Annotated in this window: 36 protein-coding genes and 1 riboswitch; of the genes, 21 read left to right on the top strand and 15 right to left on the bottom strand. The window is 40.9% G+C overall.

From position 1 onward, the window contains the following. Window positions 1-7: 7 nt before the first annotated feature. Entirely contained in the window at window positions 8-469 is a 462-nt protein-coding gene (locus IEW76_RS08065; protein ID WP_188652642.1) for a flavin reductase family protein, read from the top strand. 59 nt (window positions 470-528) lie between these two features. After that, window positions 529-843, top strand: coding sequence for a hypothetical protein (locus IEW76_RS08070; RefSeq protein WP_188652643.1), 315 nt, complete (start codon window positions 529-531; stop codon window positions 841-843). 31 nt (window positions 844-874) lie between these two features. On the opposite strand, the gene IEW76_RS08075 is transcribed toward IEW76_RS08070, so the two are convergent. Further along, complete coding sequence (locus IEW76_RS08075; RefSeq protein WP_188652645.1) at window positions 875-1,324, bottom strand: hypothetical protein; 450 nt, start codon at window positions 1,322-1,324, stop codon at window positions 875-877. A gap of 316 nt (window positions 1,325-1,640) precedes the next feature. Here IEW76_RS08075 and IEW76_RS08080 point away from each other — a divergent pair, with 316 nt between their 5' ends. The 3 genes from IEW76_RS08080 (at window position 1,641) to murB (ending at window position 6,200) form a co-directional block, all read left to right on the top strand. Next, window positions 1,641-3,158: a class I adenylate-forming enzyme family protein gene (locus tag IEW76_RS08080; RefSeq protein ID WP_188652647.1), complete on the top strand. Its 1,518-nt coding sequence runs from the start codon at window positions 1,641-1,643 to the stop codon at window positions 3,156-3,158. Between the two features lies 1 nt (window position 3,159). Then, window positions 3,160-4,836: an acyl-CoA dehydrogenase family protein gene (locus IEW76_RS08085; RefSeq protein WP_188652649.1), complete on the top strand. Its 1,677-nt coding sequence runs from the start codon at window positions 3,160-3,162 to the stop codon at window positions 4,834-4,836. A gap of 452 nt (window positions 4,837-5,288) precedes the next feature. Beyond that, a complete protein-coding gene (gene murB / locus IEW76_RS08090) occupies window positions 5,289-6,200 on the top strand; it encodes a UDP-N-acetylmuramate dehydrogenase (protein ID WP_188652651.1) in 912 nt (303 codons plus the stop codon). A gap of 41 nt (window positions 6,201-6,241) precedes the next feature. On the opposite strand, the gene IEW76_RS08095 is transcribed toward murB, so the two are convergent. The 3 genes from IEW76_RS08095 to IEW76_RS08105 all read right to left on the bottom strand — a co-directional run bounded on the left by IEW76_RS08095 (window position 6,242) and on the right by IEW76_RS08105 (window position 8,330). Then, window positions 6,242-6,400 (bottom strand): hypothetical protein, encoded by a 159-nt coding sequence (locus IEW76_RS08095; protein WP_188652653.1) that lies wholly within the window; start codon window positions 6,398-6,400, stop codon window positions 6,242-6,244. An 81-nt stretch (window positions 6,401-6,481) separates the two neighbouring features. After that, window positions 6,482-7,720, bottom strand: coding sequence for an MFS transporter (locus IEW76_RS08100; protein WP_229721163.1), 1,239 nt, complete (start codon window positions 7,718-7,720; stop codon window positions 6,482-6,484). 22 nt (window positions 7,721-7,742) lie between these two features. Next, window positions 7,743-8,330 (bottom strand): ArsR/SmtB family transcription factor, encoded by a 588-nt coding sequence (locus tag IEW76_RS08105; RefSeq protein ID WP_188652657.1) that lies wholly within the window; start codon window positions 8,328-8,330, stop codon window positions 7,743-7,745. A gap of 239 nt (window positions 8,331-8,569) precedes the next feature. Here IEW76_RS08105 and IEW76_RS08110 point away from each other — a divergent pair, with 239 nt between their 5' ends. The 4 genes from IEW76_RS08110 (at window position 8,570) to IEW76_RS08120 (ending at window position 9,964) form a co-directional block, all read left to right on the top strand. After that, window positions 8,570-9,094: a GNAT family N-acetyltransferase gene (locus tag IEW76_RS08110; RefSeq protein ID WP_188652659.1), complete on the top strand. Its 525-nt coding sequence runs from the start codon at window positions 8,570-8,572 to the stop codon at window positions 9,092-9,094. Between the two features lie 41 nt (window positions 9,095-9,135). Then, the gene (locus IEW76_RS20820; protein ID WP_229721164.1) at window positions 9,136-9,276 is read left to right on the top strand and encodes a VOC family protein; all 141 of its coding nucleotides are present in this window, start codon (window positions 9,136-9,138) and stop codon (window positions 9,274-9,276) included. Then, window positions 9,276-9,518, top strand: coding sequence for a VOC family protein (locus tag IEW76_RS20825; protein WP_229721165.1), 243 nt, complete (start codon window positions 9,276-9,278; stop codon window positions 9,516-9,518). Before IEW76_RS20820 ends, IEW76_RS20825 begins: the two co-directional genes overlap by 1 nt. 113 nt (window positions 9,519-9,631) lie before the next feature. After that, complete coding sequence (locus IEW76_RS08120; protein ID WP_188652661.1) at window positions 9,632-9,964, top strand: SunI/YnzG family protein; 333 nt, start codon at window positions 9,632-9,634, stop codon at window positions 9,962-9,964. Between the two features lie 78 nt (window positions 9,965-10,042). On the opposite strand, the gene IEW76_RS21020 is transcribed toward IEW76_RS08120, so the two are convergent. Both IEW76_RS21020 and IEW76_RS08130 read right to left on the bottom strand, forming a co-directional pair. Then, window positions 10,043-10,219 (bottom strand): YjcZ family sporulation protein, encoded by a 177-nt coding sequence (locus IEW76_RS21020; protein ID WP_156969096.1) that lies wholly within the window; start codon window positions 10,217-10,219, stop codon window positions 10,043-10,045. A gap of 103 nt (window positions 10,220-10,322) precedes the next feature. Next, a complete protein-coding gene (locus IEW76_RS08130) occupies window positions 10,323-11,168 on the bottom strand; it encodes a protein-glutamine gamma-glutamyltransferase (RefSeq protein WP_188652663.1) in 846 nt (281 codons plus the stop codon). Window positions 11,169-11,443: 275 nt separating this feature from the next. On the opposite strand from IEW76_RS08130, the gene IEW76_RS08135 reads away from it, so the two are divergent. Next, window positions 11,444-11,908: a hypothetical protein gene (locus IEW76_RS08135; RefSeq protein WP_229721166.1), complete on the top strand. Its 465-nt coding sequence runs from the start codon at window positions 11,444-11,446 to the stop codon at window positions 11,906-11,908. 74 nt (window positions 11,909-11,982) lie between these two features. Then, window positions 11,983-13,005, top strand: coding sequence for a DUF2268 domain-containing putative Zn-dependent protease (locus tag IEW76_RS08140; protein ID WP_188652665.1), 1,023 nt, complete (start codon window positions 11,983-11,985; stop codon window positions 13,003-13,005). 97 nt (window positions 13,006-13,102) lie between these two features. Here IEW76_RS08140 and IEW76_RS08145 read toward each other — a convergent pair whose 3' ends face one another. The 4 genes from IEW76_RS08145 to IEW76_RS08160 all read right to left on the bottom strand — a co-directional run bounded on the left by IEW76_RS08145 (window position 13,103) and on the right by IEW76_RS08160 (window position 14,678). Then, the gene (locus IEW76_RS08145; protein ID WP_188652667.1) at window positions 13,103-13,264 is read right to left on the bottom strand and encodes a YfhE family protein; all 162 of its coding nucleotides are present in this window, start codon (window positions 13,262-13,264) and stop codon (window positions 13,103-13,105) included. Window positions 13,265-13,374: 110 nt separating this feature from the next. Further along, entirely contained in the window at window positions 13,375-13,542 is a 168-nt protein-coding gene (locus tag IEW76_RS08150) for a hypothetical protein (protein ID WP_188652669.1), read from the bottom strand. Between the two features lie 529 nt (window positions 13,543-14,071). Beyond that, a complete protein-coding gene (locus IEW76_RS08155) occupies window positions 14,072-14,476 on the bottom strand; it encodes a hypothetical protein (RefSeq protein ID WP_188652671.1) in 405 nt (134 codons plus the stop codon). After that, a complete protein-coding gene (locus tag IEW76_RS08160) occupies window positions 14,469-14,678 on the bottom strand; it encodes a helix-turn-helix transcriptional regulator (RefSeq protein WP_188652673.1) in 210 nt (69 codons plus the stop codon). The genes IEW76_RS08155 and IEW76_RS08160 overlap by 8 nt, the downstream gene beginning before the upstream one ends. Before the next feature lie 234 nt (window positions 14,679-14,912). Between IEW76_RS08160 and IEW76_RS08165 the strand changes: the two genes are divergently transcribed. From IEW76_RS08165 to IEW76_RS08180, 4 genes are all read left to right on the top strand, one after another. Continuing rightward, window positions 14,913-15,695, top strand: coding sequence for a phosphatidylserine decarboxylase (locus IEW76_RS08165; RefSeq protein WP_188652674.1), 783 nt, complete (start codon window positions 14,913-14,915; stop codon window positions 15,693-15,695). A gap of 286 nt (window positions 15,696-15,981) precedes the next feature. After that, the gene (locus IEW76_RS08170; protein ID WP_188652675.1) at window positions 15,982-16,278 is read left to right on the top strand and encodes a hypothetical protein; all 297 of its coding nucleotides are present in this window, start codon (window positions 15,982-15,984) and stop codon (window positions 16,276-16,278) included. Between the two features lie 33 nt (window positions 16,279-16,311). Then, the gene (locus tag IEW76_RS08175) at window positions 16,312-16,764 is read left to right on the top strand and encodes a hypothetical protein (RefSeq protein ID WP_188652676.1); all 453 of its coding nucleotides are present in this window, start codon (window positions 16,312-16,314) and stop codon (window positions 16,762-16,764) included. 347 nt (window positions 16,765-17,111) lie between these two features. Then, window positions 17,112-17,462, top strand: coding sequence for a DUF2200 domain-containing protein (locus IEW76_RS08180; protein ID WP_188652677.1), 351 nt, complete (start codon window positions 17,112-17,114; stop codon window positions 17,460-17,462). A 93-nt stretch (window positions 17,463-17,555) separates the two neighbouring features. Here the strand turns inward: IEW76_RS08180 and IEW76_RS08185 are convergent, their stop codons facing one another. Then, window positions 17,556-17,702, bottom strand: a complete 147-nt coding sequence (locus tag IEW76_RS08185; protein WP_188652678.1) for a hypothetical protein — start codon at window positions 17,700-17,702, stop codon at window positions 17,556-17,558. Window positions 17,703-18,125: 423 nt separating this feature from the next. Between IEW76_RS08185 and IEW76_RS08190 the strand changes: the two genes are divergently transcribed. Continuing rightward, entirely contained in the window at window positions 18,126-18,638 is a 513-nt protein-coding gene (locus IEW76_RS08190) for a YobA family protein (RefSeq protein ID WP_188652679.1), read from the top strand. A 167-nt stretch (window positions 18,639-18,805) separates the two neighbouring features. Then, complete coding sequence (locus IEW76_RS08195) at window positions 18,806-18,994, top strand: hypothetical protein (protein ID WP_188652681.1); 189 nt, start codon at window positions 18,806-18,808, stop codon at window positions 18,992-18,994. 102 nt (window positions 18,995-19,096) lie between these two features. Here the strand turns inward: IEW76_RS08195 and IEW76_RS08200 are convergent, their stop codons facing one another. Together IEW76_RS08200 and IEW76_RS08205 are read right to left on the bottom strand one after the other, a co-directional pair. Next, complete coding sequence (locus IEW76_RS08200; protein WP_188652683.1) at window positions 19,097-20,311, bottom strand: ABC transporter permease; 1,215 nt, start codon at window positions 20,309-20,311, stop codon at window positions 19,097-19,099. Beyond that, window positions 20,304-21,011 carry an ABC transporter ATP-binding protein gene (locus tag IEW76_RS08205; protein ID WP_188652685.1) on the bottom strand — a complete coding sequence of 236 codons (708 nt, stop codon included), beginning with the start codon at window positions 21,009-21,011 and terminating at the stop codon, window positions 20,304-20,306. Before IEW76_RS08205 ends, IEW76_RS08200 begins: the two co-directional genes overlap by 8 nt. Before the next feature lie 363 nt (window positions 21,012-21,374). On the opposite strand from IEW76_RS08205, the gene IEW76_RS08210 reads away from it, so the two are divergent. From IEW76_RS08210 to mmuM, 3 genes are all read left to right on the top strand, one after another. After that, window positions 21,375-21,737 carry a DUF948 domain-containing protein gene (locus IEW76_RS08210; protein ID WP_188652687.1) on the top strand — a complete coding sequence of 121 codons (363 nt, stop codon included), beginning with the start codon at window positions 21,375-21,377 and terminating at the stop codon, window positions 21,735-21,737. Window positions 21,738-21,935: 198 nt separating this feature from the next. Then, a riboswitch (SAM riboswitch) is annotated at window positions 21,936-22,041 on the top strand. Window positions 22,042-22,117: 76 nt separating this feature from the next. Continuing rightward, window positions 22,118-23,530 (top strand): S-methylmethionine permease, encoded by a 1,413-nt coding sequence (gene mmuP / locus IEW76_RS08215; RefSeq protein WP_188652689.1) that lies wholly within the window; start codon window positions 22,118-22,120, stop codon window positions 23,528-23,530. Further along, window positions 23,496-24,449 carry a homocysteine S-methyltransferase gene (mmuM, locus tag IEW76_RS08220; RefSeq protein WP_188652691.1) on the top strand — a complete coding sequence of 318 codons (954 nt, stop codon included), beginning with the start codon at window positions 23,496-23,498 and terminating at the stop codon, window positions 24,447-24,449. Before mmuP ends, mmuM begins: the two co-directional genes overlap by 35 nt. An 83-nt stretch (window positions 24,450-24,532) precedes the next feature. On the opposite strand, the gene IEW76_RS08225 is transcribed toward mmuM, so the two are convergent. Further along, window positions 24,533-24,859, bottom strand: a complete 327-nt coding sequence (locus IEW76_RS08225; protein ID WP_188652693.1) for a hypothetical protein — start codon at window positions 24,857-24,859, stop codon at window positions 24,533-24,535. An 85-nt stretch (window positions 24,860-24,944) separates the two neighbouring features. Continuing rightward, window positions 24,945-25,325 (bottom strand): hypothetical protein, encoded by a 381-nt coding sequence (locus IEW76_RS08230; protein WP_188652695.1) that lies wholly within the window; start codon window positions 25,323-25,325, stop codon window positions 24,945-24,947. 265 nt (window positions 25,326-25,590) lie between these two features. Between IEW76_RS08230 and IEW76_RS08235 the strand changes: the two genes are divergently transcribed. Beyond that, window positions 25,591-26,130, top strand: coding sequence for a TetR/AcrR family transcriptional regulator (locus IEW76_RS08235; protein WP_188652697.1), 540 nt, complete (start codon window positions 25,591-25,593; stop codon window positions 26,128-26,130). Window positions 26,131-26,296: the final 166 nt, after the last annotated feature.

The raw sequence follows: 26,296 nt of genomic DNA on the forward strand, positions 1-26,296 counted from the left end.
GTTGTTGATGGACGATCGTATGTTTAAGACTGCAATGAGTAAATTCGCAACAGGAGTCACTGTTGTGACAACAGAAACGGATGATGAAGTGCGTGGCATGACGGCCAATGCATTTATGTCTGTTTCAATGGATCCGAAACTAATCGCTGTATCTGTGGCGAAGAAAGCTAGAATGCATGAGTACATTAAAGAGTCGGGCCAATTTGTAGTGAATATCCTTTCAAATGAACAAGAGGATATGTCGAACTACTTTGCTGGAATGGTAAAAGAAAAGTGGGAGCTTACCTTTGACCGCTTTGAAGAACAACCCGCCATTAAAGATTCGATTGTGAACATTGCGTGTAGCCTTTACGATAGCCACGAAGCAGGAGACCACACGATCTATATCGGTGAAGTGAAGAACTTAAGTATTAAAGACGGGGTTCCGCTCGGATATTATCAGGGAAAGTATTGCAAGATTACAGAATAATAATAAACAGACACGTCACTTTGAGTGGCGTGTTTTTTTGATACATAGGAGGGGTTATGGTGCGGCAGATGATTTTCGCTATGTTATGGGTTTTGTTGGTGGGTGGGACGATTTCTGTCGTAACGTCTACCGATGTAGAATGGACTCCTATTATGGTTATTGTAATGGCAGGGTTTGTGTTCGTGACTATTTTTGGGATTCTAACCTTAAATAAGACTACAAGAATTGCGATTATACCGCTATTGCTGGGAGGATTCTGTTTTTGTGTGTTATGTACATTACTCGAAGTGAGGAATTTGTTCCTTGTAAGTCTCGTGTATTATATCGGGTTAATGATTTACTTCCTAGGTTATGAGGAGTTTCATAGCGAGTAACAAAGTGAGAGGGCTCTGATCTGATTTTTTGCTATTCCACTCCATACTCCACAATACCTTTGATATAGGCAGCTTCACTTTCATCCATTTCATAATACTCTACCTCACTCCAACTCTCTCCATTCCGTTCTCCTATAATCGCCCCGTCACTTGTGAACCAAATACGTGCATCGATTAACCCTACAGATTTTCGAGGGCTCATTACGCTCATATAGAGGTCAGGATTTTCTTCATTTACATTAGCATTCTCTATTGGTTTCTTATGTACATAGATCATCATGACGGTATCTATGATCGTCTGATTCTCTACATCTGTAAACACATATCGGTCATCTACTCGGTTTGGATGTTCGCTGTTTTGGTGTCCAAATCGAATTTCCCTTGAGGCTTCATTAGGCGAGTTGATTCCAACGAAATATCCCCCTAGAAAAAGCATAATACCAAAGGCTGTTACACTGGTTAGTAGGATAAATTTCTTCAAGGTGGTCCTCCATTCTTTATAGACATTCATGCATATAGCATTGAGGCAAGAGGTATTACCATATATTTCATGATGGTACTATCATTATGGAATAAAAATGACAATCATTCAAAATAAATTTCCCATAAAAAAAGGAATTGAAGGTGACATTACCGTAAATGGTAAATTAGGTAATCAGAAAGTTTTGACAAATGTTTATAAAGAGGTGCACAGATAAGGGGGGAGGAAGGGAGCGATTGGATGTAAGATATGACGTATAGGCGCCGATGTTGGATCAGTTTCGTGTGAATTTCCAAAACCAAGAGGAGGAAACGAAATGAATGGATCTGAACTATTAGCCATGCAAGCACGTAGGAGCCCTGATCAGGAAGCGATTGTGTCAAATGGAAATCGAGTGACGTACGAGGAATGGGATGTGAAGGTAAACCAGTTGGCAAATGGACTAGCTTCCTTAGGTGTTGGCGTAGGGGATAAGGTTATTCTTCATATGCCGAATACAGAAGAATTTTTGTATAGCTACTTCGCCGTACAGAGACTCGATGCGGTCATTGTCCCAATCAACGCTAAGCTCGTATATGATGAAATCCTCTATATTGTCGAGCATAGTGATGCCAAAGCCTTTCTCACACATGAACTACTTTTTCCTCAAGTAGCGCCGCTCGCTGACTCCAATCTTGTTTGTTTGAAGACAGGGGGCGCAGATGACGGATGGCGTTCGATGGAAGCGCTCATTAAAGCTTCTCCTAATACACCTCGAACCTCAACGACAAAAGAAGATGATGAAGTCGCACTCCTCTACACATCTGGTACGACCGGTAAACCAAAAGGCGTTTTGTTTACGAACCGAAATATTCAAACTGTTGCCACCATGATGGCGATTGAAATGAAAATGGAGCCCGGAAGTCGCGTACTCCATATGATGCCACTTAGCCACTCTGCTCCTCTCCACTTATTTATGATGTCAACGACTTACGTCGGAGCTACACACATCCTAGCACCAACCTTCACCCCAGACTTACTTCTTAATCTTGTTTCAAAAGAACACGTCACACACTTCTTCGGCGCTCCAGTCGCTTATCTACTAACTGCCAAACATCCAAATGTGAAAGAATACGACTTAAGCTCCATGCAGTATTGGGTTTACGGGGGTGCCCCGCTTGGTACGGAGGAAGTAAAGTTTCTGAAAGAACAGTTTCAAACCGACCGCCTCATGTGCGTATACGGATTAACCGAAGCGGGTCCTAACGGCACACTTTTGTTACCGGAAGAGCATGACCTTAAAGCAGGTAGTATCGGAAGGCGTCCAGCCTTAAATAGTGAAATCGATCTTGTTGATGAAAACGGACAGCCTGCTCCACCTGGTGAAGTCGGCGAGATTGTGCTTAGAGGTGAAGGGGTTATGAAAGGGTACTATAAAGATCCTGAGAAGACGCACGAAGTTTTTCGCAATGGTTGGCTCTATACAGGCGACGTTGGGAAGCGCGATGAGGAAGGGTTCTTCTGGGTCATCGATCGGAAGAAGGATATGATCATATCAGGTGGGGTGAATATTTTTCCAAAAGAAGTTGAAGAAGTGCTTCAGACGCATCCATCTGTTGCAGAAGTTGCTGTCGTTGGCATTCCTCATCCGGACTGGGGCGAGACGGTGAAAGCTTTTGTAGTGCCACAAAAGGGTGAGACTTCTTCAGAAGAATTGTCTTCTTTTCTGAAAGGGAAGGTTGCAGATTATAAGATCCCTCGAGTTTATGATTTTTTGGAAGCGCTACCGCGGAATGCGACGGGTAAGCTTTTGAAGCATCAGTTACGTCAGTCCGAAGTCGTGAAGGAGGTCTAACATGAACTATTTTCGTGAAGATCCGAATCTATCGTTTATTCTTGATCAATATTTAGATGATGATTTTGCCGAGTGGGCGAAGCGGGAGTTGGATGAATACGGGGAGCTTTGTGCAACCGAGATCGATGAGCGCGCAGCACATACCGACCGGGAAGGCCAGCCGAAGTTAATCAAGTACGATAAAATGGGGAACGACACTTCGTATGTGTGGGTAAACGAAGGATATAAGAAGACCATTCAGCAAACGTATGACCGGGGAATCGTTGGATACGTGCATAAACCTATCCCAGAGCTTGGGCGGAAAGGGGATTACATTTATTCGTATGCGCAAGGGTATCTCCTCTCTCATACAGAGCCAGGATTCTATTGTCCGGTTACATTAACAATGGCCACTGCCTACTTAATCGATCATTATGCCAGCGATGAATTGAAGAAGAAATACTTGCCTCATGTACTTTCAACAGGAGATGTGGAATTGTATGAAGGCGCAACGTTTTTGACTGAGCGGCAGGGTGGATCAGATGTTGGAGCGAATGAAACAACAGCGATTAAGGACGGAAAGGTGTACCGGCTTACGGGTGAGAAGTATTTTGCTAGTAATGCAGGAATGTGCGGTGTGGCTATGGTGCTGGCCAGAAGAGAAGGGGATGGGGATGGATCTAAGGGACTTAGTTTGTTCCTCGTTCCTTGGAAAGACGGCGAGCAAACGGCAGAAGGGATATCCATTCGTCGTTTAAAAGACAAATTAGGTGTTAGAGCCGTCCCTTCAGCTGAGGTGGAGTTTAAAGGAGTCAAAGCCTACCTCGTAGGTGAAGCGGAGCGTGGCATCTATTACATGATGGAAGCTTTAAATTTATCACGTGTGTGTAACGCCGTTGCTTCAATCGGTATTATGCAACGAGCTTATCTTGAAGCGAAGCAATATGCCTACGAAAGGGTTACATTCGGAAGTTCATTAAAAGACTTCCCGATGGTTCGGGATACACTTGTCTCATTGAAAGCGAAGCAAGAAGTCGAAATGAGTAGTGTCTTTAAGATGATCTCCCTGTTTGACAACATTGCCAAAGAGCCAGAGAAAGCCTCAAAGCGTGGTATTGCTTTCGAGCGCCTGCTGATTGCTATTTTGAAAAAAGAAACCGCAGAACAGGCCATCCACTTCTGTCACGAAAGCATCGAAATGCATGGGGGGAATGGTTATATCGAAGACTTTGTCATGCCTCGTCTATTACGAGATGCCCAAGTGCTCACCGTGTGGGAAGGGACAGCGAATATCCTTGGGCTTGAGGTCCTGAAGCTGATGAAGAAATTTCAGGTTCACAACCTTTTCATAGAAGAGATGAAGACTTCATTAGACGCCTTACCTGCTAACCTTCAAGTCCAGCGATCACTTGTCTATGAGAAAGTGGATCAGCTAGATCAAGAGATTAGCCAGCTCACTTCATACAGTGAAGAGGAGCAAACATTTTACGCAAAGCACCTAGCAGAGAAAATGGCTGCGATTTTCGAGAGTGTGGTGTCTCTTGAAGATGCGGTCAAAGGAGGAGCACGTAAGACCGCCGTTGCTGAAGTGTTCTTGCAGAAAACATGGAAAAAGAACGAGTTGGACACAAATAGAAAGTCATTGATTTATTATGATTTGATTGTAGAAGGGAAGGAATCAAAAGTTGGGGTGAACTAGTGGGATGGAGGGACATGGGATGGAGGGACAGGTTCCTTGTCCCGTTTCATGAAAGGTAAGGAATAACAAAACGGACAAGATTCTTAAGCATCTTGTCCGTTTTTATATGTGGTGCCTGACCTATACTTTCACTAAAACGTTTTTCTTTCGAGACACGAAGGGACGATGAACCTGTCCCCTTTGTCCCGGAATTTGAAGAGGAATTTAGAGGTATGTGATTTATAGAGTGTTGAAGTATGATATTATTTTATATAGTGAAATTAAATGAGAGAATACATATGCTTTCTTGCAGAAGGGCGTTCTGACTTAAGAATGGACCTATTAATGGACCTATTCTCCATTCAGTTGGATCAGAGTTGTTTAATATGCTTAGAATTCTATATGATTGTGAACAAAGAAAAAGTATGTTCATAATATAAACTAGACGAATGAAACAAAAGGATTGAATAGATATGACAAAATTGAAATGGTACGAAGATCTTTCAAAGTTAATTAACGTGAACCATGTAAAAAAAGATGAACCGTTAAGAACCTACACATTCACTCATACTGGTGGGGAAGCGGATATTTTGGTTTCACCTGAAAGTAACAATGAGGCGGGAGAAGTGCTGGCGTATTGCTATGAGAATGAAGTACCTGTAACGTTCCTTGGGAATGGGTCTAACATGATTATTAAAGATGGTGGCATTAGAGGTGTCGTTCTTTTCTTAGGGAAGATGAAGGATATCAGTCATAATGGAAACAAAATAACAGCTCAAGCTGGTGCTAAGATTATTGATGTTTCTAGATATGCTCTAGAGAAAAAGCTAACGGGATTGGAATTTGCATGCGGAATCCCTGGCACAACAGGCGGAGCCCTCTATATGAACGCAGGTGCATACGGTGGCGAGGTCTCCGATGTGCTTGAAAGCGCGGTCGTCGTGACGGATAAGGGTGAGCTTTTAGCCGTAAGTGCTGAAGATCTTGGGTTAGGATATCGAACTAGTAACATTCCGGATCGGAACTTACTCGTATTAGAAGCTACCTTCGCTTTACAAGAAGGTGAGTATGATGTCATTAAGGAAAAGATGGATGATTTAACATTCAAACGTGAATCGAAGCAGCCTTTAGAATTCCCTTCTTGCGGCAGCGTCTTTAAAAGGCCTCCAGGCTATTTTGCTGGGAAGTTAATTCAAGACAGTGACTTACAAGGCGTTCAAATTGGTGGCGTCATGGTTTCAACGAAGCACGCTGGATTTATGGTCAATGTAGGCGGAGGAACGGCAACCGATTACGTGAACTTAATTAGGCACGTTCAGGAAACCGTTAAAGAGAAGTTCGGTGTAGACCTTGAAACAGAAGTTAGAATTATAGGTGAAGATTAAAAGGTAAAGAGCCACGTGCTCTTTACCTTTTTTATGGTACATCAGTCTCTCATCGATCCAGCCTCGCGAGACGTCATGTCCCCGATTCCAGCGTCTAAATCCTTTTGAATGTCTTGTTTTACTTTCTGAGGATCTGTACCGGCATAGCCTTTTTTCATTGGGGACTTCGAATTTCCTTTAGATGGTTTATTTGGTTTCATACCATCCCTCCTTCTTACATGCATCACCTTTATTGTTGGTTGAAAGCTGAATCCTATACTGTAAGGAATGCCTAAATCGGACTAGTCTATATTTCGCACTATCGTCGATCTAAAGGTATAACACACGGAAAGAGTCGTAATCACCAATCCACAAAGCCCCATAACTGTAGGGATGGAGAGATGTACAAGCAAAGAGAGAGAGACGAATCCGTATGATAACGGAACGAGTCCATTTGATGAGGCGTTCACGATACTCATGACACGACCAATCTTATCTGATCGACTTTGTTCTTGGATGGTTGAGATAAGAGAGACATTAATAACGGATGATAATAAGCCCATCACCCCTAATAAGCCCATCCCTTGCCATAGGTGATGAATCATACCAAGTAGGGACAAACAAATGCCCAGGACGGTCATTAAGCATAAAATCATAATCCCTCTTTTTCGCCTCAGGTTAATTACCCCTATAAGAAGGGCTCCCGTTAGCATTCCCCCTTGATAAGCACTTTGCATGAAGCTTAATTGCAGAGGTTCTCCATCTAGGGCATGATCGACGATGAGGGGGATCCCTATAAGGAGAGGGCCAAAGAAGAAAAAATTAATAAAGATGATAATCATCAGTATGTTCTTTAAAAAGGGAAGATTCCATACGTAGCGGAACCCATCTTTTAATTCTGTCTTGGTTGAGGGTGTTGATTTCTCGATTTGTGCCTCTTCTTTAATGAAGAAGGAGAAGAGGGAGGTGAGGAAAAGAAGAGCAGCGATTGTTGCAAATAATACAGAAAATGAGCTGATTGTTAACACAAAACCACCTAAGATTGGACCTGTGAACATGGCGAATTGATTGGAGCTTTGGATAAAAGAGTTCGCTTGCGTTAGCTTCTCCTTTGATATAAGTGTAGGTACAAGTGATGAGTTGGCAGGGGAGAAGAAGGCGTCGACAACTCCAAAGCATAATGCAAAAGCAATAAGAGGTGCCATTGCCAGCAGACTTAATTGAAAGAAGATCATCATGCCGATCATTAATACCCCTCTTACTAAACTAGATATCACCATGATGCGAGACCTTCTGAACCGGTCGGCAAGTACACCTCCAATCGTCATAAGGAAAATCCGGGGGATCATAGTGACCATTAAGACGACCCCTAGAAGAGCCTCTTGATCAAGGACACGAACGATATACCACTGTTCAGCAAATAGATAGGTAGATAAAGCAAGGAAAGATGTTGTACTTGAGAACCACAAATAGAGAAACTTTTGATTCTTCCATAAGCGTCCTGATATCGAACTGTTTGAGGTAGCTAAAGCGTCATTCATATTTCGCATCCTTTCCTTTCGTTTATTCCTTTTTGAACAGAGGCTCATCTATACGTAAAGCCGTGGTCATTATGTAGTAATCATGTTGATCTCCTTCTGAATTGTCCTCTTCTAACTCTTGCAGTAGGGAGCGGTATTTCTCTGTGAATTTTACGAAAGTCTGTTTACTAACGGATACTTCCTTCTGGAGTGAAAGGCGATCCCACTCTTCTACTTCTTTTGATTCAAGCCGAAAGGATTCTTCTGGAGCGGTTAACACTCGTGTTTTGGCACGGTCTAATACTTCTAAATACGATTGCCTTGTAGCTTCTTGAGATTCTGAATAAGTAAGCAAGTGATCAGCAGGAATAAACCCTTTCGCGATTGCTTGATAATACTTTAGGATATTTCCCCTGCGTTCTTCTTTCTTCACTAGCTGAATGATGTTGTGCTTCTCGAGTTCACGTAGGTGATAAAGGATTTTAGCTCTTGAGAGATTCAGTTCCTGTGACAACATGTGTCCTGTATGTGGCTGCTCGACTAAATACATCAGCATTTTCGTCCGCAATGGATCACTAATAGCCTTTAATTGTTCATACGTTTCGATGATTTCTATTGTCTTTTGGTTCATGGGTAACCTCCTTTAACCGGTTAAGTTTTGTTAACTGGATTATAAAGGAACTTGTAAAAAAAGTAAAATGAAAATTTACGTAAAGACAGGAGCAACCGTTAAGAGATTAGGGAAGGATTTATATACTAATAGACCAATTCTAAAGAAACTCATGTATGAAATAATTTTCACTTTAACAGTTTCAAGCCCTCCCCCTTTGTGATAAACTAGTGAAAATTTACCAAAGGAGAGAGGTCCAAATGAAGCAACATCTAAAACTAGTAGAACCATCAAGCGAGTTACAAGCAGCCTACCACTCTTACTATAACGAATGGGTAGAAAGTGGAGAGAACATGATTCCATTCGTTCTTCAGAAGGACCCGGCAGACTTTGAAGCGATGCTTCTTTACTTACGAAATAATTCAAGAGGCATTGGTCAGCCAGAGGGGTGGCTGCCTGACTCTACCTTTTGGCTGACGAATGAGAACAACCGAATTCTTGGGATCGTAAATATTCGTCACGGGTTAACGGAGTTTCTACGAAAGAGTGGAGGTCACATTGGTTACGGTATTCGTCCGTCCGAACGTCGTAAAGGATACGCCACATCTATCCTTCAACTAGCGCTCGAGAAAGCGAAAGAGCTTGGCATACAAGAAGCATTGGTTGTATGCGATGCGGATAATGAAGGATCTATGAAAACGATCTTGAATAACGGGGGCGTCCAAGACACGGATCACATCGAGGAGAATGGCAATGTTGTGAAGCGGTTTTGGATAGGGGTATAAAAGGATGCCTTGCCATCTACATCACTAAAGGAGGCATACATATGAAATTTCGTGAATTTGGATTAATCGTTTTTACCGAGAACTACGAAGAATGCATAACCTTTTACAAAGATATCCTTAAGCTACCTGTAAGGAATGTAAAAAGCACGCTCGTCTCTTTTGATCTTCCTCATGTTATTTAATGGTCGAACAAGGCGGGGTTGGAAGTAATGAGGAAAAGGCCAGGCATCAAAATCCAACTGTGATCCGATTTGATGTGCAAGACTTAGACGTTGAAGTTCATCAGCTAGAGAGTCGTGGAGCTACTTTCAAAGAGAGAAGGCTTGAATTTGATTGGGGAACGATTGCTGTTTTAACAGATCCTGATGGGAATCGGATCGAGCTTGGAGAGTTGAATGATTCTAGTGCTTCTTTTCGACCATAGCCTTTATAGGGTAATAGAATAGGGATATGATAGAAGTTCTCCCTTTCCCATGTAAATCGATTGAAACGATCATTCACCCCCAATCGTAGATACTATAAAGGAGGGTGCGAAGCATGACGGTTCTTTGGATAGGTCTTTGTTTACTCGTATTTCTAACGATCGTTTACTTCTTTCAAGTGCGTTGGAAAGTAAAAGGTGATGTATTAGAAGTGAAACACCTTTTCTCACGAGTGACCATTCCTCTAAATGATATTATAAAGGTGGAAGAGTCGGAATACTTTGCTGGTCCAGGGGATGCCACTGTAATTGGTATACCAGGTCGGATTAATGACCGGATCGTGCTCACCACCACATCTGAAAAGTACCTGCTGGCTCTTAATGGGTATGGAAAGTTTGTCAGAGATCTAGAGCAGGCGAATTCTGATATACAATTTAATGTTTACTAAACAAAGGGACATGAGCAAACGAGGCTCATGTCCTTTTATATTAGGAAATTTCACTATTTTTTTGGCCTAGATCATTGATTAGCAGTTGTAATAACAGCAAGCGCCAACAATGATTAACAAGATGAACAACACAACAATTAATACAAACGTGTTGTCGTTACGGCACGGCATCATGCCGTAAGAAGGGCCCATATAAGCAGGAGCCACATTCGCAGGGGCATTTACATTTGCAGGTGCGTTAACATTAGCATACATATTCATTCTTCCTTTCAGACTAGTTATTTGTCACTACAGTATACGCACCTATTCCAATTTCGAGCCCGTCAACCCAAAAAATGGGTACATGTCACGGTAGGGGTTACGAATTCCGGCTTCCTTTTGAGAGGTAGTAAATGTGTTGAATAAGCGAGATGGAGATTTTGTTATGGTGAATCGATAACAGTGGAGCAGAAGGTGATAGGGTTCTATACGTATTCGAATAAGGCATGAAACGGTTGACAAGTAATCGCGTGACCGAGCTTGTTAAATAGGCAGATCGATTACTTCCTTCGTACCTCTTACTATTTAGAAATTCAATCATCTCTTCGGTTGTTACGATGTTAATACCATGTCCAAAAAATTTCCCGCTCCCCATAGCAACGGCATTTTCCCCTCTATAATTTGCGTTTACACGGTCATAGTCTGGATTATTAAAATAAACAACATCTCCAGGTAAGAAATCATTCGCATAATACGTGTAAATTCCAAGATCCGGATCTGTATTCCAACTGTATAGGTAAAGGTTTTGGAAGAGGTCATTAAATGAAGATGCACCAATACTTTTTAAAACAGCATGATAGAAAACGATGACACAAGCAGTTGCACATTCATACGCATATAGGGAACTGTTGTTATAAATATCTTGAATGCCTTCAGAAGGAAGGACAGTTGGTTTAATTAAGAATCCGCCAGCTGGCGTCAAATACCAGTAATCGGGATTACAAGTAGCCGAGCGAAACCCTCGAAAGGTCGCTTCTCCTTCACTCATTTCCTCTGCACTTTCGATCGTGTTTTTCCGAACGTTTAGATCAAATAACAATTCATTCATGGAAGAATAGGAGTATAACTCACTCGAATTCTGCATTCCTTTTATAATTTCTTCCTCCAAAGGACCCGTGTTCACTGGAAGGGTGGTTGGATATGGACTTCCTGATACTTGTAGCAAGAAGATTCCCCATTTCGTGCGTGTATTTTTATTAATTCTATTCGGTAGATGGGGTAAAGATGTTTTTTCGATGCATTTCAATAAAGACGGGAGGAGATCATTTTTAGTTCGAGGTTAGCTGTGTGCAGTTTTACAAATCGACAAGTTTGTTTCATTTTTCAAATAAATAGGAACTTTTTCCATTTTGTTCCGTATCTATTGTAAGAGAAATGGAACGAACTTTTTATTGGAGTGTTTTCTACAGTTAATGAAATAGAGGGGAATTTAGAAAGGGTGTGATTGGAATTGACTGGGATCTAGATAAAGTGAAGCGAATGAAAAAGAAGCTATTACTTCAGTCAAATGTAGTTATGTTGCTTATTTTTCTGATGTTTTTCTTTTTGTTTCTTTATTCAAAAGAAGCAGGATCAGCTTTTGTTCTGTTGCTTGGTTTTTGTCTGCTTTCTTGGGGGATCGCGGCCAATTCCCTTTATGGTTTTATGACAGGGAGGCCACTAGGAACAAAAACAGCTCGCTACGTCTTAGCTTTTGACAAAGATCAAAAAGGGGAAAGAAAGTGGATCCGCCAAAAGGGGGTAGAAGCGATCGTCGTAACGGTCTTGAGTATGGGGGTTACGTTGTGTTTGTTTATGTTGGACTTCGACTCTGTAACAAACGACTCTTTCTTCTCACTCCTCCCTTTTTTGGGACCTTGGATTGGATATAATATAGGCGAGATTCATAGGATTAAGAATTTATAAACGGGACTAAGGGACGGGGACTAAGGGACAGGTTCATTGTCCCGTTAAATAGATTCAATGCGGGAGGGAGCAGTTTGAAGAAAAAGGGGGTATTTATAGCTCTATTATATGTGGCGTCGTCTCTGTTAACGGGTTGTGAAGAGAAGGGACAAGATGGTACCGAACCTACAACACTAGAAGACACGGAGGAAGCAGACAACAGTGAACGTTACACCTTAAAACATGCCAAAGAAACCAAGGTCACCATTGCTAATCAAGAATTCGAGATCATACCAGTACTCGAACCAATATTCAACTATGTTCAGATCATTGAACAAGAACCACTGAAGAGTAAAACCGAAGCCTACACATCCACGGTAATCGAGCCCTTCCGTAAAACCGTGTACGGGGAAGAAAACGGACATTTCTTACAAGGTCATCTATCATTTCAACCGCCACGAAATGTGGATAAGCTTAAGGCATCCGTTCAAAAGCTTGATGAGAATTATGAGGATATACTAGATTCATTAAAAACATCATTAAAGCAGTCTGTTCATCTACTGCCACTAGATTCGACTACAAAAATTTATGTATTCCCATTTAATCCAGACCAACTCAGTGTAATAGATGATATGAATGGAGTAACAGGGTTTGCAACTCCAAACACAATCGTATTAAATATAGAACCCGAACAATATACAGAAGAGATGCTTCGATACATTATCGCTCATGAATACCACCATATTGTCCACTTCAACATTAATCCAAGAAAAGAGCAGGATCTAATGGGCTACTCTTTAATGGAGGGCGGCGCGGATTCCTTTGCGCAGATGATTTATCCTGACGTAATCCCGAAATGGAATGACACATTAACTTCAGATGAATGGGATACAGTTTGGAACTTAGTGTTGGACAAACGCTACGATTATGATAGACAAGATATAGAAGAAATTAGAAATGGTAATAATGAATTGCCTATGAGGTCTCATTACAAGCTCGGTTATAGGATTATGCAAGATTTTATTAAGAAGAATCCTAGCGTTTCTGTAGAAGAGTGGACGATGATGATGCCTGATGAAATACTGGAGAAAACGAGCTATGCCGATAAGGTGAAGTGAAGCTCATTCAGACATATAGGGGTAACGTACGAAGAAAAAGTAGCGAAAAAAACCAAAAGCAGCCTATCTCTAGGCTGCTTGTTTACATGTAACCTCTTTACGGTAACTGAGGGTTACTATTTTTGGCTTCTTGTAATTTTGGTTTACGATATCCGCCAGCAATGTCGGCTTTCTTAAATTCTTTAGAATAGATTACTTCTTTTGCTGCTGATGTATCGTTTTCTCCTCCGACAGGCTGGTATTGTGATCTCTTATACATTGATCTCATCCTTTCTGTTGGAATTCGTTGTACAGTTATAGCTTTCCCAGTGTGAATGAGAGTAAAACATAAGATTTAATTTTTAGAATAGAGAGGGGGAAATTTTCATTTTACCATGGAAGAAGTAACAACAGCACGATAAAAATAATAGGGAATACAATGCTTGAAATGATAAGAGTTTGTCTTGGTTTCTTATAAAGGTTCCGAATATATAATGGAATCCCAAATGTAAGCACATCGAATGTTGCCCATCCTAAGTACTTTTTATTTTTGTTCATTCAATTCGCCCCCTTTATATCAACTTGCAAGACACATTCAATCAATCTCTCGACAAGAGTTTATGTACATTGTACCATATTATGTAAGATTGAAATTGCCATATGGAGGTTAGGTATGAAAGTTTCTCTAAGCTTAATAAGTCTATTTATTATTATGTTCATTTCAGCGTACAATGTCTTTACAAGAAGTCTTCCTAGTACACAAGTATCAGCATTCATGGTTATGGTTTTTACTCTAACAGGGATACTCTCTCTTTATATAGGCTATAAGAGGAAGAGGAAAGATCAATAACCTTCTCGAGAACGTCTTTATGCCTATTGATAGAAATAGGAGTTCTACAGTTATATCTCAATCAATGCATCTCATAAATTCCATATATTCGCTCATAACTTAAAGAAGTATGTAATCACTTCTTTTACAACTTTAAAAGGAGTAACCACAATTCCGGTTAATTTTAAGTGTCCTTCTGGCCTAGGATCGTGATCCCTACTCATTTTTCCACCCTTTCACTTGTGTTTTCTTACATGCTTACATATTTATCTCATAATAACGTTTAACCACAGGCCTCACCACAATTCGTATAATCAGTAAAGAAAAGAGTAGCGTTTGAGCTACTGCTGATAATTGTAAGTAAACAGATAGGAGAGCAGCCATTACAATAAAAGCATCCATAATCATGTTCACAGCCTCGCCTGACTTTGCATTGATCAGCACATTCCGTTCATCGTTCTTCTCAATCTCACTTCGTTTCTCCCCACTCGCGGTTGTTGTGTCTCGTTTATTCCTAACGTACATTTCTATCGAGATTCCTGCCAAAGCAACTCCTAACCCAGCTACTCCAAATGGCAGATCCTTAACTAGTCCGTAAATGAATGTTGCTATACCAGTTGTGGCTAACACAATCGTTATGATTAGGTTTCGAATGCTATTCATTGTCATCATCCTCTTCAAAAGTAAATAGATCCTCAATACGCACATGAAAGATCTTCGCAATCTTATAAGCTAGCAGAACAGAAGGATTGTATCGCCCCTTTTCCAATGAAATGATTGTCCTTGAAGAAACAGAAACTAAATCAGCTAGTTCTTGTTGAGTTATGTTGGCTTCTTTCCTAAGACTTCGAATATGGTTTTTCAAACAGTATCACCCTACACAATATGAAGTATCTTTCACGTGAAGTTTATTTCATGTGAAGTTAACTTCATAATATAACAGTTGGTATTTTTAGTCAATCCTTCATTTGTAAAATGATGAAGTTCACCTAGTGAGTTAGTTCGGTTATTGGGTTTGCTTCTTTTTAAAAGAATGGAATTTGGGGAATTCTAACCTACAGAGAAATTCGCGGCATTCAAAATGAAGGGAGGCGGGAACGTGAAAAAACAGGTGTATCGCGGACTTATTCGGTTATTCAACAATAATGTAATTGGCAGCTTCCTTCAGAAAACAAGTCAAACTTCCATAAGCAAATGGTTCATTCCCATATACGCAAAATGGTTTAAGATCAATGAAGTAGAAATAGAGAAGCACCGTAAAGAGTTCACCTCTTTAGAAGATTTCTTTATAAGGAAATTAAAAACTGACTCCAGGCCTGTTAAGGGGAACGAGAACGAATTTGTTAGTCCAGTAGATGCACGGGTAGAGCAATTTGGTCAAGTAATGGATTCTTGTATTAGGGTGAAAGGCCTTACCTATTCTATAGAAGATTTGCTAAAAGACCAGGATATGAGTGCACGATACAAGGATGGGCTATTTGTTGTCTTGTACCTTAGCCCGGCAGATTATCATCCCATTCATGCTCCTGCTCATGCCATAGTTATGAAGCAATACGATCTTGGTGGGAAGTCGACTCCTGTAAACAAACTTGGACTCACATTAGGAAAATCTCCCCTTTCGACAAACTATCGGATCGTCTCTGATCTAAAGCAAGAAGACGGAACTTGGCTTGCGATGGTGAAAGTCGGTGCGATGTGGGTCAACACAATTGAACTCACTCATCCTTCTTCTAACGTTAAGAAAGGGGAAGAAGTAGGCTATTTCTCCTTTGGTTCAACGGTCATTTTATTATTTGAAAAGGGTAAGGTCGAGCTTCATCCTGCCTTGAAACGATCCTCCTCTATTCGAGTGGGAGAACCATTAGCTGTTAAGAAGAACTAGATAGGCTGACAAAGGGTCAAGTACCCGAAGGCACGTTTTAAGTATAATGGTTAAATATGTTAATGTAGAAATAATTAAAAGCAAAATGTAAGGATAAAAGTAGTTTCAACATAGCGGAGCATACTCATAGCTTAATAGAGCTATGAAGACGCTCCTTTTATTTTTGTCTCAAACTATTTCCATTTAATTGAAACGTAATCAATGTCAAATCGTAACGTGATAAGAAGAGAAAATAATGGCTTTGAGGAGCAATCATTAGTTATATGGATAAAGGGAGGAAGTTTCTTTGGAAAGGGCATTTGTGAAAGGGTGTAATTGGCTTGGATTGATTCTCTTACTCCTATCGATCCTGACAGCGTTGTTAGACCTCTCTGTATTAGGCTCAAATTATTTTGTTTTTTACGGTATTAGTATGATCGGTTTCATTATTGGGTTTATGGGATGGGTGCTAGTACGATTTAATACAGTACCGAACGTTACAAAATGGGTAGGGAAGACTGGGTTTTACGGGAACTTAGCCTTGCTAATTTTATTCTTTCCACCAGTGGCTCACATATGGGGAACGTTGTTTTTTGGTCCTTAAATGGAAAGAGTTTAAACCTTGGAGGGTGTTATATTGGGCAAATGGCTGAAGATGATGTTGATCTTTCTCTTGTTCATCGTCCTGTCGACTTTCTTGCTTTATATACTTAATATTCATTTCCCACCTTATACGTATACCTTTTCTGAAGAGACGGGGGATTTGACGGTAGAGCATATCTTTGATGAAGAAGAAACGTATGTGTTAAAGGACGAGAAAAGTAGAATTATTGGTACGAAGGTCATGGTGAATATAAATGAGAGTCGTACTCTAATTAAGATGCTCTTTTCATTTAGTATTCTCATGTTTAATATTCTATGGATTCTCTATTTAACATTGAGGAATAGTCGTTATTTCAAAATGGCGATGTATATTTATGGGGCAGTGGCGTTATTTTTAGTAGGATTTGTGGCCGTTCAGTATGTTGAAGTCTATCAATCTTTTGCGCCTCTTCTTGAAGAGGTTCGAACTATAAGTGGTGATCGTTAAACGAAGAGGGGAATATGTATGCCAAGTATAGCAATAGGTAGTGCACTACATTTGTGCTTACCGCTGCCTGGTGAATTTATGCTTGTTTGTAATCATTCGGATTAGACCGACAACCCCTATAGAACCACAAATTAAAGCCCCTAACACTAGAATACATGAGAGAATCCAGTTATCTAACCATGTTATAATAGCAGTACATAAGCAACTTAAAGCAATAACTAGCGCTCTATACACCTCTCTAAACGTAGATGATGTTGAAGATCCATCAAGACTCATAAAATCCTCTTTTGCATACAACCGAATTATACGTTTTTAAACCAAATTATATCAGAAAGGGAAGATGGATGATGACGAAACATAAAATCTATACAATGAGTTTCGCAAGTGTATATCCTCACTATGTTAAGAAAGCAGAGAAAAAGGGACGCACGAAATCAGAAGTCGATGAAATCATCCTTTGGCTAACCGGATATGATCAGGAAAAATTAGAAGCACAGCTGGAAAAACAAACAGATTTTGAAACCTTCTTTGAAGAAGCACCTGAGCTCAACCCTTCCCGCGCCATGATTAAAGGTGTAATCTGTGGTGTGCGTGTGGAAGAGATTGAAGAACCACTAATGCAGGAAATTCGCTATATGGATAAGCTGGTTGATGAATTAGCGAAGGGAAAAGCGATGGAGAAGATTTTGCGTAATTAGAGTAAAACTTCCCACTGCTTCTAGCAGCCTATATATAAATTTCTAGATTAAAGAAAAAGAAGCACAAGAGCCGTCTTGTGCTTCTTTGTCATCTTAATAGTTCCACGGATCACTTGGACAATCGGTATGGTGCGGTTCACAAGCAGGATATGCCTCTGCATTTGTTGGAACAGAGAACGAACCAGCTAATAAACCTAGTGCAAAAGCTGACACAATTCCAATTTTCTTAGCTTTTTCCATTATGTATAACCTCCATTTCTGTTTTGACTTGTTCCTATCATAACTTGAATATTCAGGAAAATATATTGTGAAAAAGTGATTCCTGCTTTTGTTTTTAACCGCTAACATTTTATTTGTTTTCCCAAGTTTAAACTATTTAAATTTAACTATGCGTAAAGGGAGCGGAGATGTAAGAATTGAGATTAGAGGTCTAAAGAGCTACAAACATGTAATTTGTGAAAGTGAATTTTTTGAAAGAGAACTTAACTATTTTTATGTAATCTCCCTTTCGCAAATTCTTTCAAGCAAAAGACCAAGGGCGTTTTCCCCACTTTGGCAATTCAGAGAAAGGGACAATGAACCTCTCCTTCGGTCCAGCTTGAACAAGGTTGTAACTTTTGAAGGAATGAATGCGACGAATTTAATAAAAGAGGGGGTGCCAAAGTGAGAAAGAGACTAATTCTTATGGGCTGCTTGTTGCTGGCGAATCTATTTATCGCAGGTTGTACTTCTTCTAAGGAACCTGTTAATAAAAACTTGGGTAAACCGTCTTATACAGGCTACGTAATGGATAAGAAGGACTCAAGAATACTGGTCGTTGATCCAAATGCAAAGGATGTCAATAACGATGGGAGTAAAGATTATCACGAAGCCCTATGGGGATCGGGTGAGGTTGATGGTGTTTCCGTCGGTGACCGAGTAAAAGTATGGGTAGAAGGTGGTGTAATGGAATCCTATCCCGGACAAGGTAAGATCGGTGAAGTTGAAGTTATGTCTAAGGAGAAACCAAAAGGGGCTACCCTTAAGGAATCAGAAGCATTAAGAAAAGCGTTAAGTAAAACAGAAGAGGGTGTCAAAGTGGTGCAATCCATCAGTTATAAAGCAGAGCAAAACAAATGGAGCGTTAACCTGCAAAAAAGGAATTCTTTCTTTGAGATAAGTGTTGAAGATGAATAACGTAAGGTTGGAGGTTCTCCGATTCCCTATTAGAATAAAAACAGAAAAGAAAAGCTAGAACGGCTCCAGCGATTCAAGAGATTTCATCGCTTCTTTGTGCTAACAGGAAATTATTGTTAGAATATTCTATAAGAGATGTAATTGTGGAAATAAAGGAGGGCACCCACATGGTTTGGTTAATCATTATCCTCAGTCTTCTCGGCTTCGGAGCACTAGTCGATTATATCGCCAAGAAGAGAAGCCTGAATGTAGGAGCAGATGATGGGATCAAAAACGCCTCGTACTCCGAACAAGTTTATGTAGAAAGTTCATTGCACCAGATGAAGCACGGCAATGATACTGACGGTCCTATATAAAGCAAACGTTCATTTAAATAGTAAAAAAGAGATCAAATCATAGCGATTTGATCTTTTTTAAGTCCTTAAGAGAACTTTCTGGTGGTGGACCTTATACTCTACTTAGATCACCACTCTATATGTGTAAACATAACCGAAAGCAACCAAACTTCCCAAAGTGACAATCAACCACACCGGTGATAAATACACCAACGTAAAAACAATCGTAATAAACGTCATGAAAGGCACACAAATAAAAAGAATGCTTTTCTTCGAGGATAAATTCAGATCCTTCTCTCTCCATCTATACATCTTGAAATAAGAACTGCTTCGGAAATACATCCATAAACTTTTCGCAATGCTCACAAAGGCAAACAACGAGAATCCCCAAAGAAATAGACCGAGCCACACACTGTCTACAATCACTAAGAAAACAGTTAGCAAGACGCATAACTGAATCAATGTCAGGACCATGCCTCCGTCGCGGATCACTGTTTTGAGAAACGTTTCACTTAATACATTGTGCGGAGATCGGTTTTTAAACAATGGCTTTTTGAGTAGCACAACCTTCTTAGATGGCTTTAAGGTCACAAGTTTTGCTTGGCCGTTTTGCCACAATAGAAGCTTGGTCCATTTGTGGTTCGCTGCTCCATCGTAAGCGACGAAAGAAAAGAATTTACGCCCTCTAAAGATCGCCTGTTTGTAAATAAGAACAAACAGAAGAATGGCTAAGAAGAGGAGAGCTAGACACATTCCTTCTAAAGATAAGCTCAAATAGACCTTCCATAAAGATAGGTAACTGAGCAATAGAAGGGAGTAGGTTAGGAGTGTATAAACAAGGGATACCCCATTGATCTTTAGCACTTTTCTAACCATCACAAAGACCATGTTCCAGAGTAGTACATATCCTCCTAAACCGATTATTCCCATCGTGGAAAAGCCATGTCCTATTATAAAAACAGGTAGAAAGGTCACCATCATAACACTGGTGAAGATCAATACCATAAACGTCGTGTAGAATAGGCCAAGAATTGACCCTCTTTTTAAAATGGCTTTGTTTGGGACTAAGAACAGTTGATCTCCATTATGTACAAATGATTTGAGGTCATATAAAAAGGAAGAGAGAAAAATAATCAACAGAACGACTTCAATTGGCAGTTGAGCTAAATACTCAGGCGTATCACTCCATAAAGACCTATAGTAGGCAGTGAAGATCGCAAGGGCTGGTGCAAGTATGTACAACACAACAATCCAGTCTACAACAGATCGAATCGTTCCCCATAAATGCTTGTAGTGTAACCGTAATCTGGTTAAAAATAAGCTTCTCGCTTTAATCATGAGAACTCTCCAGTATTTCATAAAAACAATCGAGTAAAGATGTGCCTTCTGGTTTGTTAGCGTACGAAGTGATCGTCTTCATATCCCCTTGTGTAATAACTGTCCCTTGAGCCATAAGAATAAATCGATCGCATAGTTTCTCAGCACTGTCTAAAACGTGCGTGGACATTAGAATTGCAGCACCATCGTTTCTTTCTGAAACCAGTAAGGAAATCAAATTTTTCGTCGCGATCGGGTCTAATCCAATAAACGGCTCATCGATGATGTAGATATCTGGTTTCACCATAGCGCCTAAAACGATTAGCGTCTTTTGCTTCATTCCTTTTGAGAAATGAATAGGGAGTTGGTTTGTAACGTTCCTTAATTGGAAGGTTTCTAGCAATCTATAAGCATTCTCTTTCCAAGCGGATTCAGGCATGTGGTGAGAAGCTGCCGCAAACTCCAAATGCTCCCACAGCGTCAAATGTTCATAAAGGATCGGTTCTTCTGGAATGTATGAGATTTTATAGCCATCTGGATACGTGACTTCACCCTTAAACTCACCCATCACACCTAAAATCGTTTTGATCGCCGTACTCTTACCAGCGCCATTAGATCCCGTTAGCCCCACAATCTCTCCTTGGTTTACTTCAAATTGAACATCTCTGACATATAAGTTGTTCTTGTTATATCCTGCTTCATGGATTGTGACTGAAAGCAAGCCAATGCACCTCTCTTCATGGTCTATCAAATACAATAACTTACAAAAGTATATCAAATGATACTAGATTTACATAATATAGAAAGAGTCTATTGCAGGTTCAATCTTGTTTTGAAATAATTTGTACCATCAAGAGGCAGATGTTCACTATAAAAAACCTCCTAACATTTAGGGGGATTGTATGGAACTACAAGGATATATTCACTGGATCGCAGCATTTTATCGGAAAGTGTAGGGGGTGTCTATTGCTAAAAATGAATAAAAAGGCATTAGAAACCTTCCATACTTCCACAGATCTATTAAAGAAGGAATGTCCGCCCCCTCCCTCTCATAGACTTAGAGAAGAGGAGGGAGGTGGTCTGAATGCTTGAGTGGAGTGTGGCAATTGGAGCCATTGCGTTTGTTGTTCTCGTCGTTTATTTGGTTTTGACATTACGAAAAGTGATGACAACACTGGCTGAAACAGAGGAGACGCTGTCTGACGTTCGTAAATCCGTAAACGGGATTACAGAAGAGGCAGAAGAACTGCTAAATGAAGCCAATCAAATCTCGGTTGATGTAAAAGGAAAAATGGAAGCCGTTGATCCTTTAATCGAATCCGCACACGATGTGGGGGATATGATTCACGAGGTAACAAGCTCAATGAAAAGGACTGCTTTGGACAAGAACGATAGGAAAACCGTTCGGACACAGGAAAGTCAGCCGGTGCAAATTAAATTGAAGTGATGGGGAAGAGGCTGGGCGATCCGGTCTCTTTTTTTATTGGGCCACCAAAGGGACCATTCTTCTTAAAGATTGTGATTTTAGTAAGTCGTTTGAGTCGTGTATAAAAATATTAATAAAAGTTTGTTAGTTCAAAAAGTGCAGGAAAATTAGAACTAGGTTGACAATTATTTCAAAGGCTAGTAGAGTAATAAAAAAATATTCTTATCCAGAGAGGTGGAGGGACTGGCCCTTTGAAGCCTCAGCAACAGGTCGTATTTCGACACTGTGCTAATTCCAGCGGGTGAACGATCCTGAACGATGAGAGCTTTCGTTATTGTCAGTTAAACGCACTCGCATGAGAGTGCGTTTTTTGTATGTTCACCCTACTAAAGCTAGGTGGAATGAAATTGGAAAATCAATTTAAACGAGAAATGAAAACAAGACATTTGGTTATGCTGTCACTTGGGGGCGTCATCGGAACAGGACTCTTTTTAAGTTCAGGCTATACGATCCAACAAGCTGGTCCCCTAGGGACGATTCTGGCTTATGGAATCGGAGCTCTTGTGGTGTATTTAGTTATGCTTTGTCTTGGTGAGTTATCGGTTCACAACCCGGAGACTGGCGCCTTTCATACATATGCTCACAATTACATAGGGCCAGGGACTGGATTTACAGTGGCTTGGCTGTACTGGCTTACTTGGACTGTTGCGTTAGGTTCCGAGTTTACAGCAGCTGGCTTATTAATGCAGCGATGGTTTCCGGAGGTGAGCGTATGGATATGGAGCGCTTTCTTTGCTGCTTTGATCTTCACTTTGAATGCCTTCAGCGTAAAGTTTTTTGCAGAGGCTGAGTTTTGGTTCTCATCTGTAAAAGTTGTAGCTATTGTGTTGTTTATCCTAATTGGATTTGGGGCGATGTTTGGTTGGATCAATGTCGCGAATAGTGAACCAACTTCTGTCTTATCAAACTTCACAAGTCAAGGGCTCTTCCCTAACGGGGTGACAGCCATTTTAATGACCATGCTAGCTGTTAACTTCGCGTTTTCTGGAACAGAATTGATCGGAATTGCAGCAGGAGAAACGGTCAATCCGTCTAAAACGATTCCGGTAGCGATTAGAACAACGCTTGTACGTTTAATCCTCTTTTTTATCGGAACGATTGTTGTTCTTTCTGCTCTTCTGCCAACGGATGTGGCTGGTGTGGTAGAAAGTCCGTTTGTTGCTGTTCTTGATCGGATCGGTATTCCGTATGCGGCGGATGTGATGAATTTCGTCATTTTAACGGCAATTTTATCCGCTGCGAACTCAGGGCTCTACGCATCTGCCCGCATGCTCTGGTCTCTCGCAGATAAAGAAACGATTTCTCCTGTTTTCTCTAAGTTAACGAGTAATGGAGTGCCTCTTATCGCGATGACCTTTAGTATGATCGGTGGGGGGCTTGCGCTGTTGTCTAGTGTGATTGCACCAGATACGGTATACATTGTTCTGGTATCGATATCAGGTCTGGCTGTCGTGGTGGTGTGGATGAGCATCAGCGCCTCTCATTTCCAGTTCAGAAGAGCGTATCGAATAGCGGGTTACAAGGAAGAGGACTTAGCGTACAAAGCTCCTCTTTATCCTGTGGTACCGATTGTGGCATTTATCCTTTGCTTAGCTTCATGTGTAGGGATTGCCTTTGATCCGACGCAACGAATTGCTCTTTACTGTGGAATTCCGTTTATTGGAATATGCTATGGAAGTTACTATTTAAACCAATCCATTAAGAAAAGGAGAATGAATCATGTCCAAACCTCTCAATCTATTAAATCCCATTGAATCCATATTAAGTCGTCAGGGTGTCCTTGTGCTAGATGGGGCCTTGGCGACGGAATTAGAGCGTTATGGCTGTGACTTGGATGATCCGTTGTGGTCAGCTCGTGTATTACTCGAACAGCCAGAGGCGATTAAACAGGTACACGCTGATTATTACCGTGCAGGTGCGGACTGTTCCATAACCGCGAGTTACCAGGCGACTGTGGAAGGTTTTGGGGGAAGAGGTTTCAAAGAGGAGGAAGCCCTTTCGTTGATTGGAAAAACGGTGACGCTTGCTAAAGAAGCCCGTGATGAGGTCCTAAAAGAAGACCCTGATCGGGAGAAGCCACTAGTGGCAGCGTCTGTTGGTCCTTACGGCGCCTATCTTGCAGATGGTTCAGAGTACGTCGGCCAGTATAGCATTGGTGACGAAGAACTGTTAGCTTTTCATAAACCTCGAATGGAAGCTCTTATTGAAGCGGGAGCAGACCTTTTAGCGATTGAGACCATTCCTTCGTTCAGGGAAGCCCGTGTTCTGGCTTCAATTCTTAAAGAAAGGCCTGACGTCTATGCATGGATGTCCTTTACGCTTACAGATGGGAGAACGATCAGCGATGGAACTTTACTAAAAGACGTGGCCAAAGAGTTTGAAGGAAACGATCAGGTAGCGGCAATTGGAGTAAATTGCGCTCCGTTAGAAGTCGTGACAGAGGCAATAGAAAACCTGCACAACTACACCACAAAACCAATAATCGTCTATCCAAACTCTGGGGAAAGCTATGATCCTGATACGAAAACCTGGCACGGTTCAGAGAGTTGTGAAAGCTTCCCCGCACAATCAGAGGAATGGTACAAAGCAGGAGCACGCCTTATAGGAGGCTGCTGCCGAACGACCCCGCAGCATGTGAAAGAGCTCTCTTTGAAGTGGAAGGATAGAATCTAGTCTTGTGAAGAATTTTATGAGGAGTACATGAACTGCTGCGCTTTAATCCTTTTAAGTGCACTCAAAAACCCAATAATATGAAATTATTGGGTTTTGTTTCTTTCCTCTGGAAAAGGCGAATAGATCATATACAGCATTAATCCTATAAAATACAAATAACTAATTAAAAAGAAGTTCCCGATATCTAAAGTGGTACATAAGAGACACAACAGAAACCCACTTGTTAGTAGTGGAATATGAGCTCTGTCCAAAGATTTAATGACCGTCACAATACCAAAAATAAAATTAAATAGAGAAGCAATCAATACAATGATCATAATAGTAGACCACTCGATTGGGTTGAGCGTTAATAGTGATAGTTCCCCTGCTATAAATGCGATCCATAAGATCGAATAGATGATGCGTTTCATAAGTTTCTCCTGTCTAGAACCATGAGGACGTGTCGCTTTTTCTCATTTTAATGAGTTAAGGGATTCTCCCTCCTGGTACTTTTGTTTACTCATCGTTCTTAAGCGTAAATTGTTCTGTGTTTCCGTTCCATTCCACAATCACTTCAAAATCAGTCCGACCCGTCACTTTTGAGTTTGTCTCATTGCTCTTAGTCATGTTTTGTACTGTTCCTTTTTCATTTAAACTTATACCGTTCTCTCCGAAACCTACGACGTTACTATCCACGCTATATTGAAACTCTCCAATAGAGGTTTGATCCTCACCCTTAAAATGAAGTTCGAAATCTCGGGTTTGTTGCTCATTGAATGTTTCTGAAACCTCTATCGTGGCTCGCCAATTCTTTGATTCCCCAGAGAAGGACATGTCTTCAGAACCGCAAGCTGCCAACAACAGTACACCTAAACCTAACAAAGTTGTTTTCTTCATGGTTCTCTTGACCCCCTTCACTCATCATTTTTGGTAAATTTATACTTATTTTATCATGAACTATGCATATGGGTAATGATGGAATTGTTAGGCTTTCTGTGCTAGCTTATTTCATCGATGATTAGTGGAGTTTCTATCTAAATGTGATAGGGGGTGAGTGATTATTTAATTAATACGATTCTTTCTCCAAAATTGAATCCCTCATAAAAGACTGATACTATAAAAACAAACAAAACCAAAGCACTAAAACAAATGAGGGAAGAAAATGCCAAGAGAGTCAAAGCGGGATAAGATATTAGAAGCGGCTGCGCTGATTGTGAAGGAGCAGGGTAGTGATGCTTTGACGTTGGATGCCGCAGCGAAGAAAGCGGAAGTGAGTAAAGGCGGATTGCTTTATCACTTTTCGACGAAAGAGGCCCTTGTAAAGGGGCTTGTTCAACATATGAATGATCTATACCGCGAGAACGTCGAAGGACTTGTTGAAAACGATCCAGAAGAAGCGGGGAAATGGGCGCGCGCTTTTATCGAGGTAATGCGCGATAAGAGTGAAGAGAACCGTACCATTAGTGCCGGCATGCTAGCCGCGCAGGGGATTAACCCTGAGCTTATGAAGCCACTTCAAGATACATACGAAAACTGGCAAGAGCACATGGAGCATGATGGACTGGATGAAGTCGATGCGACGATCACCCGTCTTGCCATCGATGGCCTGTGGCTTTCTGAGATCTTTGGATTAGCCCCACTAGACCCTGAGCTTCGCGGAAGAGTCCTCGAGCGGCTGAAGAACCAGACGTATAAAAAATAAATCATAAAAAAGTCACCAGCTCTTAAGTAGAGCTGGTGACTTTTTTGGTGTGCCCGGCATGGACGTAAGCTTTAGGGTTAAAGTCCCGAACGGTGAAGGTCGTTGTAGCCGTTAGCCAAAGACAAGGGTGTCTGGGGCGACCCAGAATCTAAAGGAAGTCGGAGGC

Source organism: Pontibacillus salipaludis, from assembly GCF_014642405.1.
GTDB lineage: Bacteria > Bacillota > Bacilli > Bacillales > BH030062 > Pontibacillus > Pontibacillus salipaludis.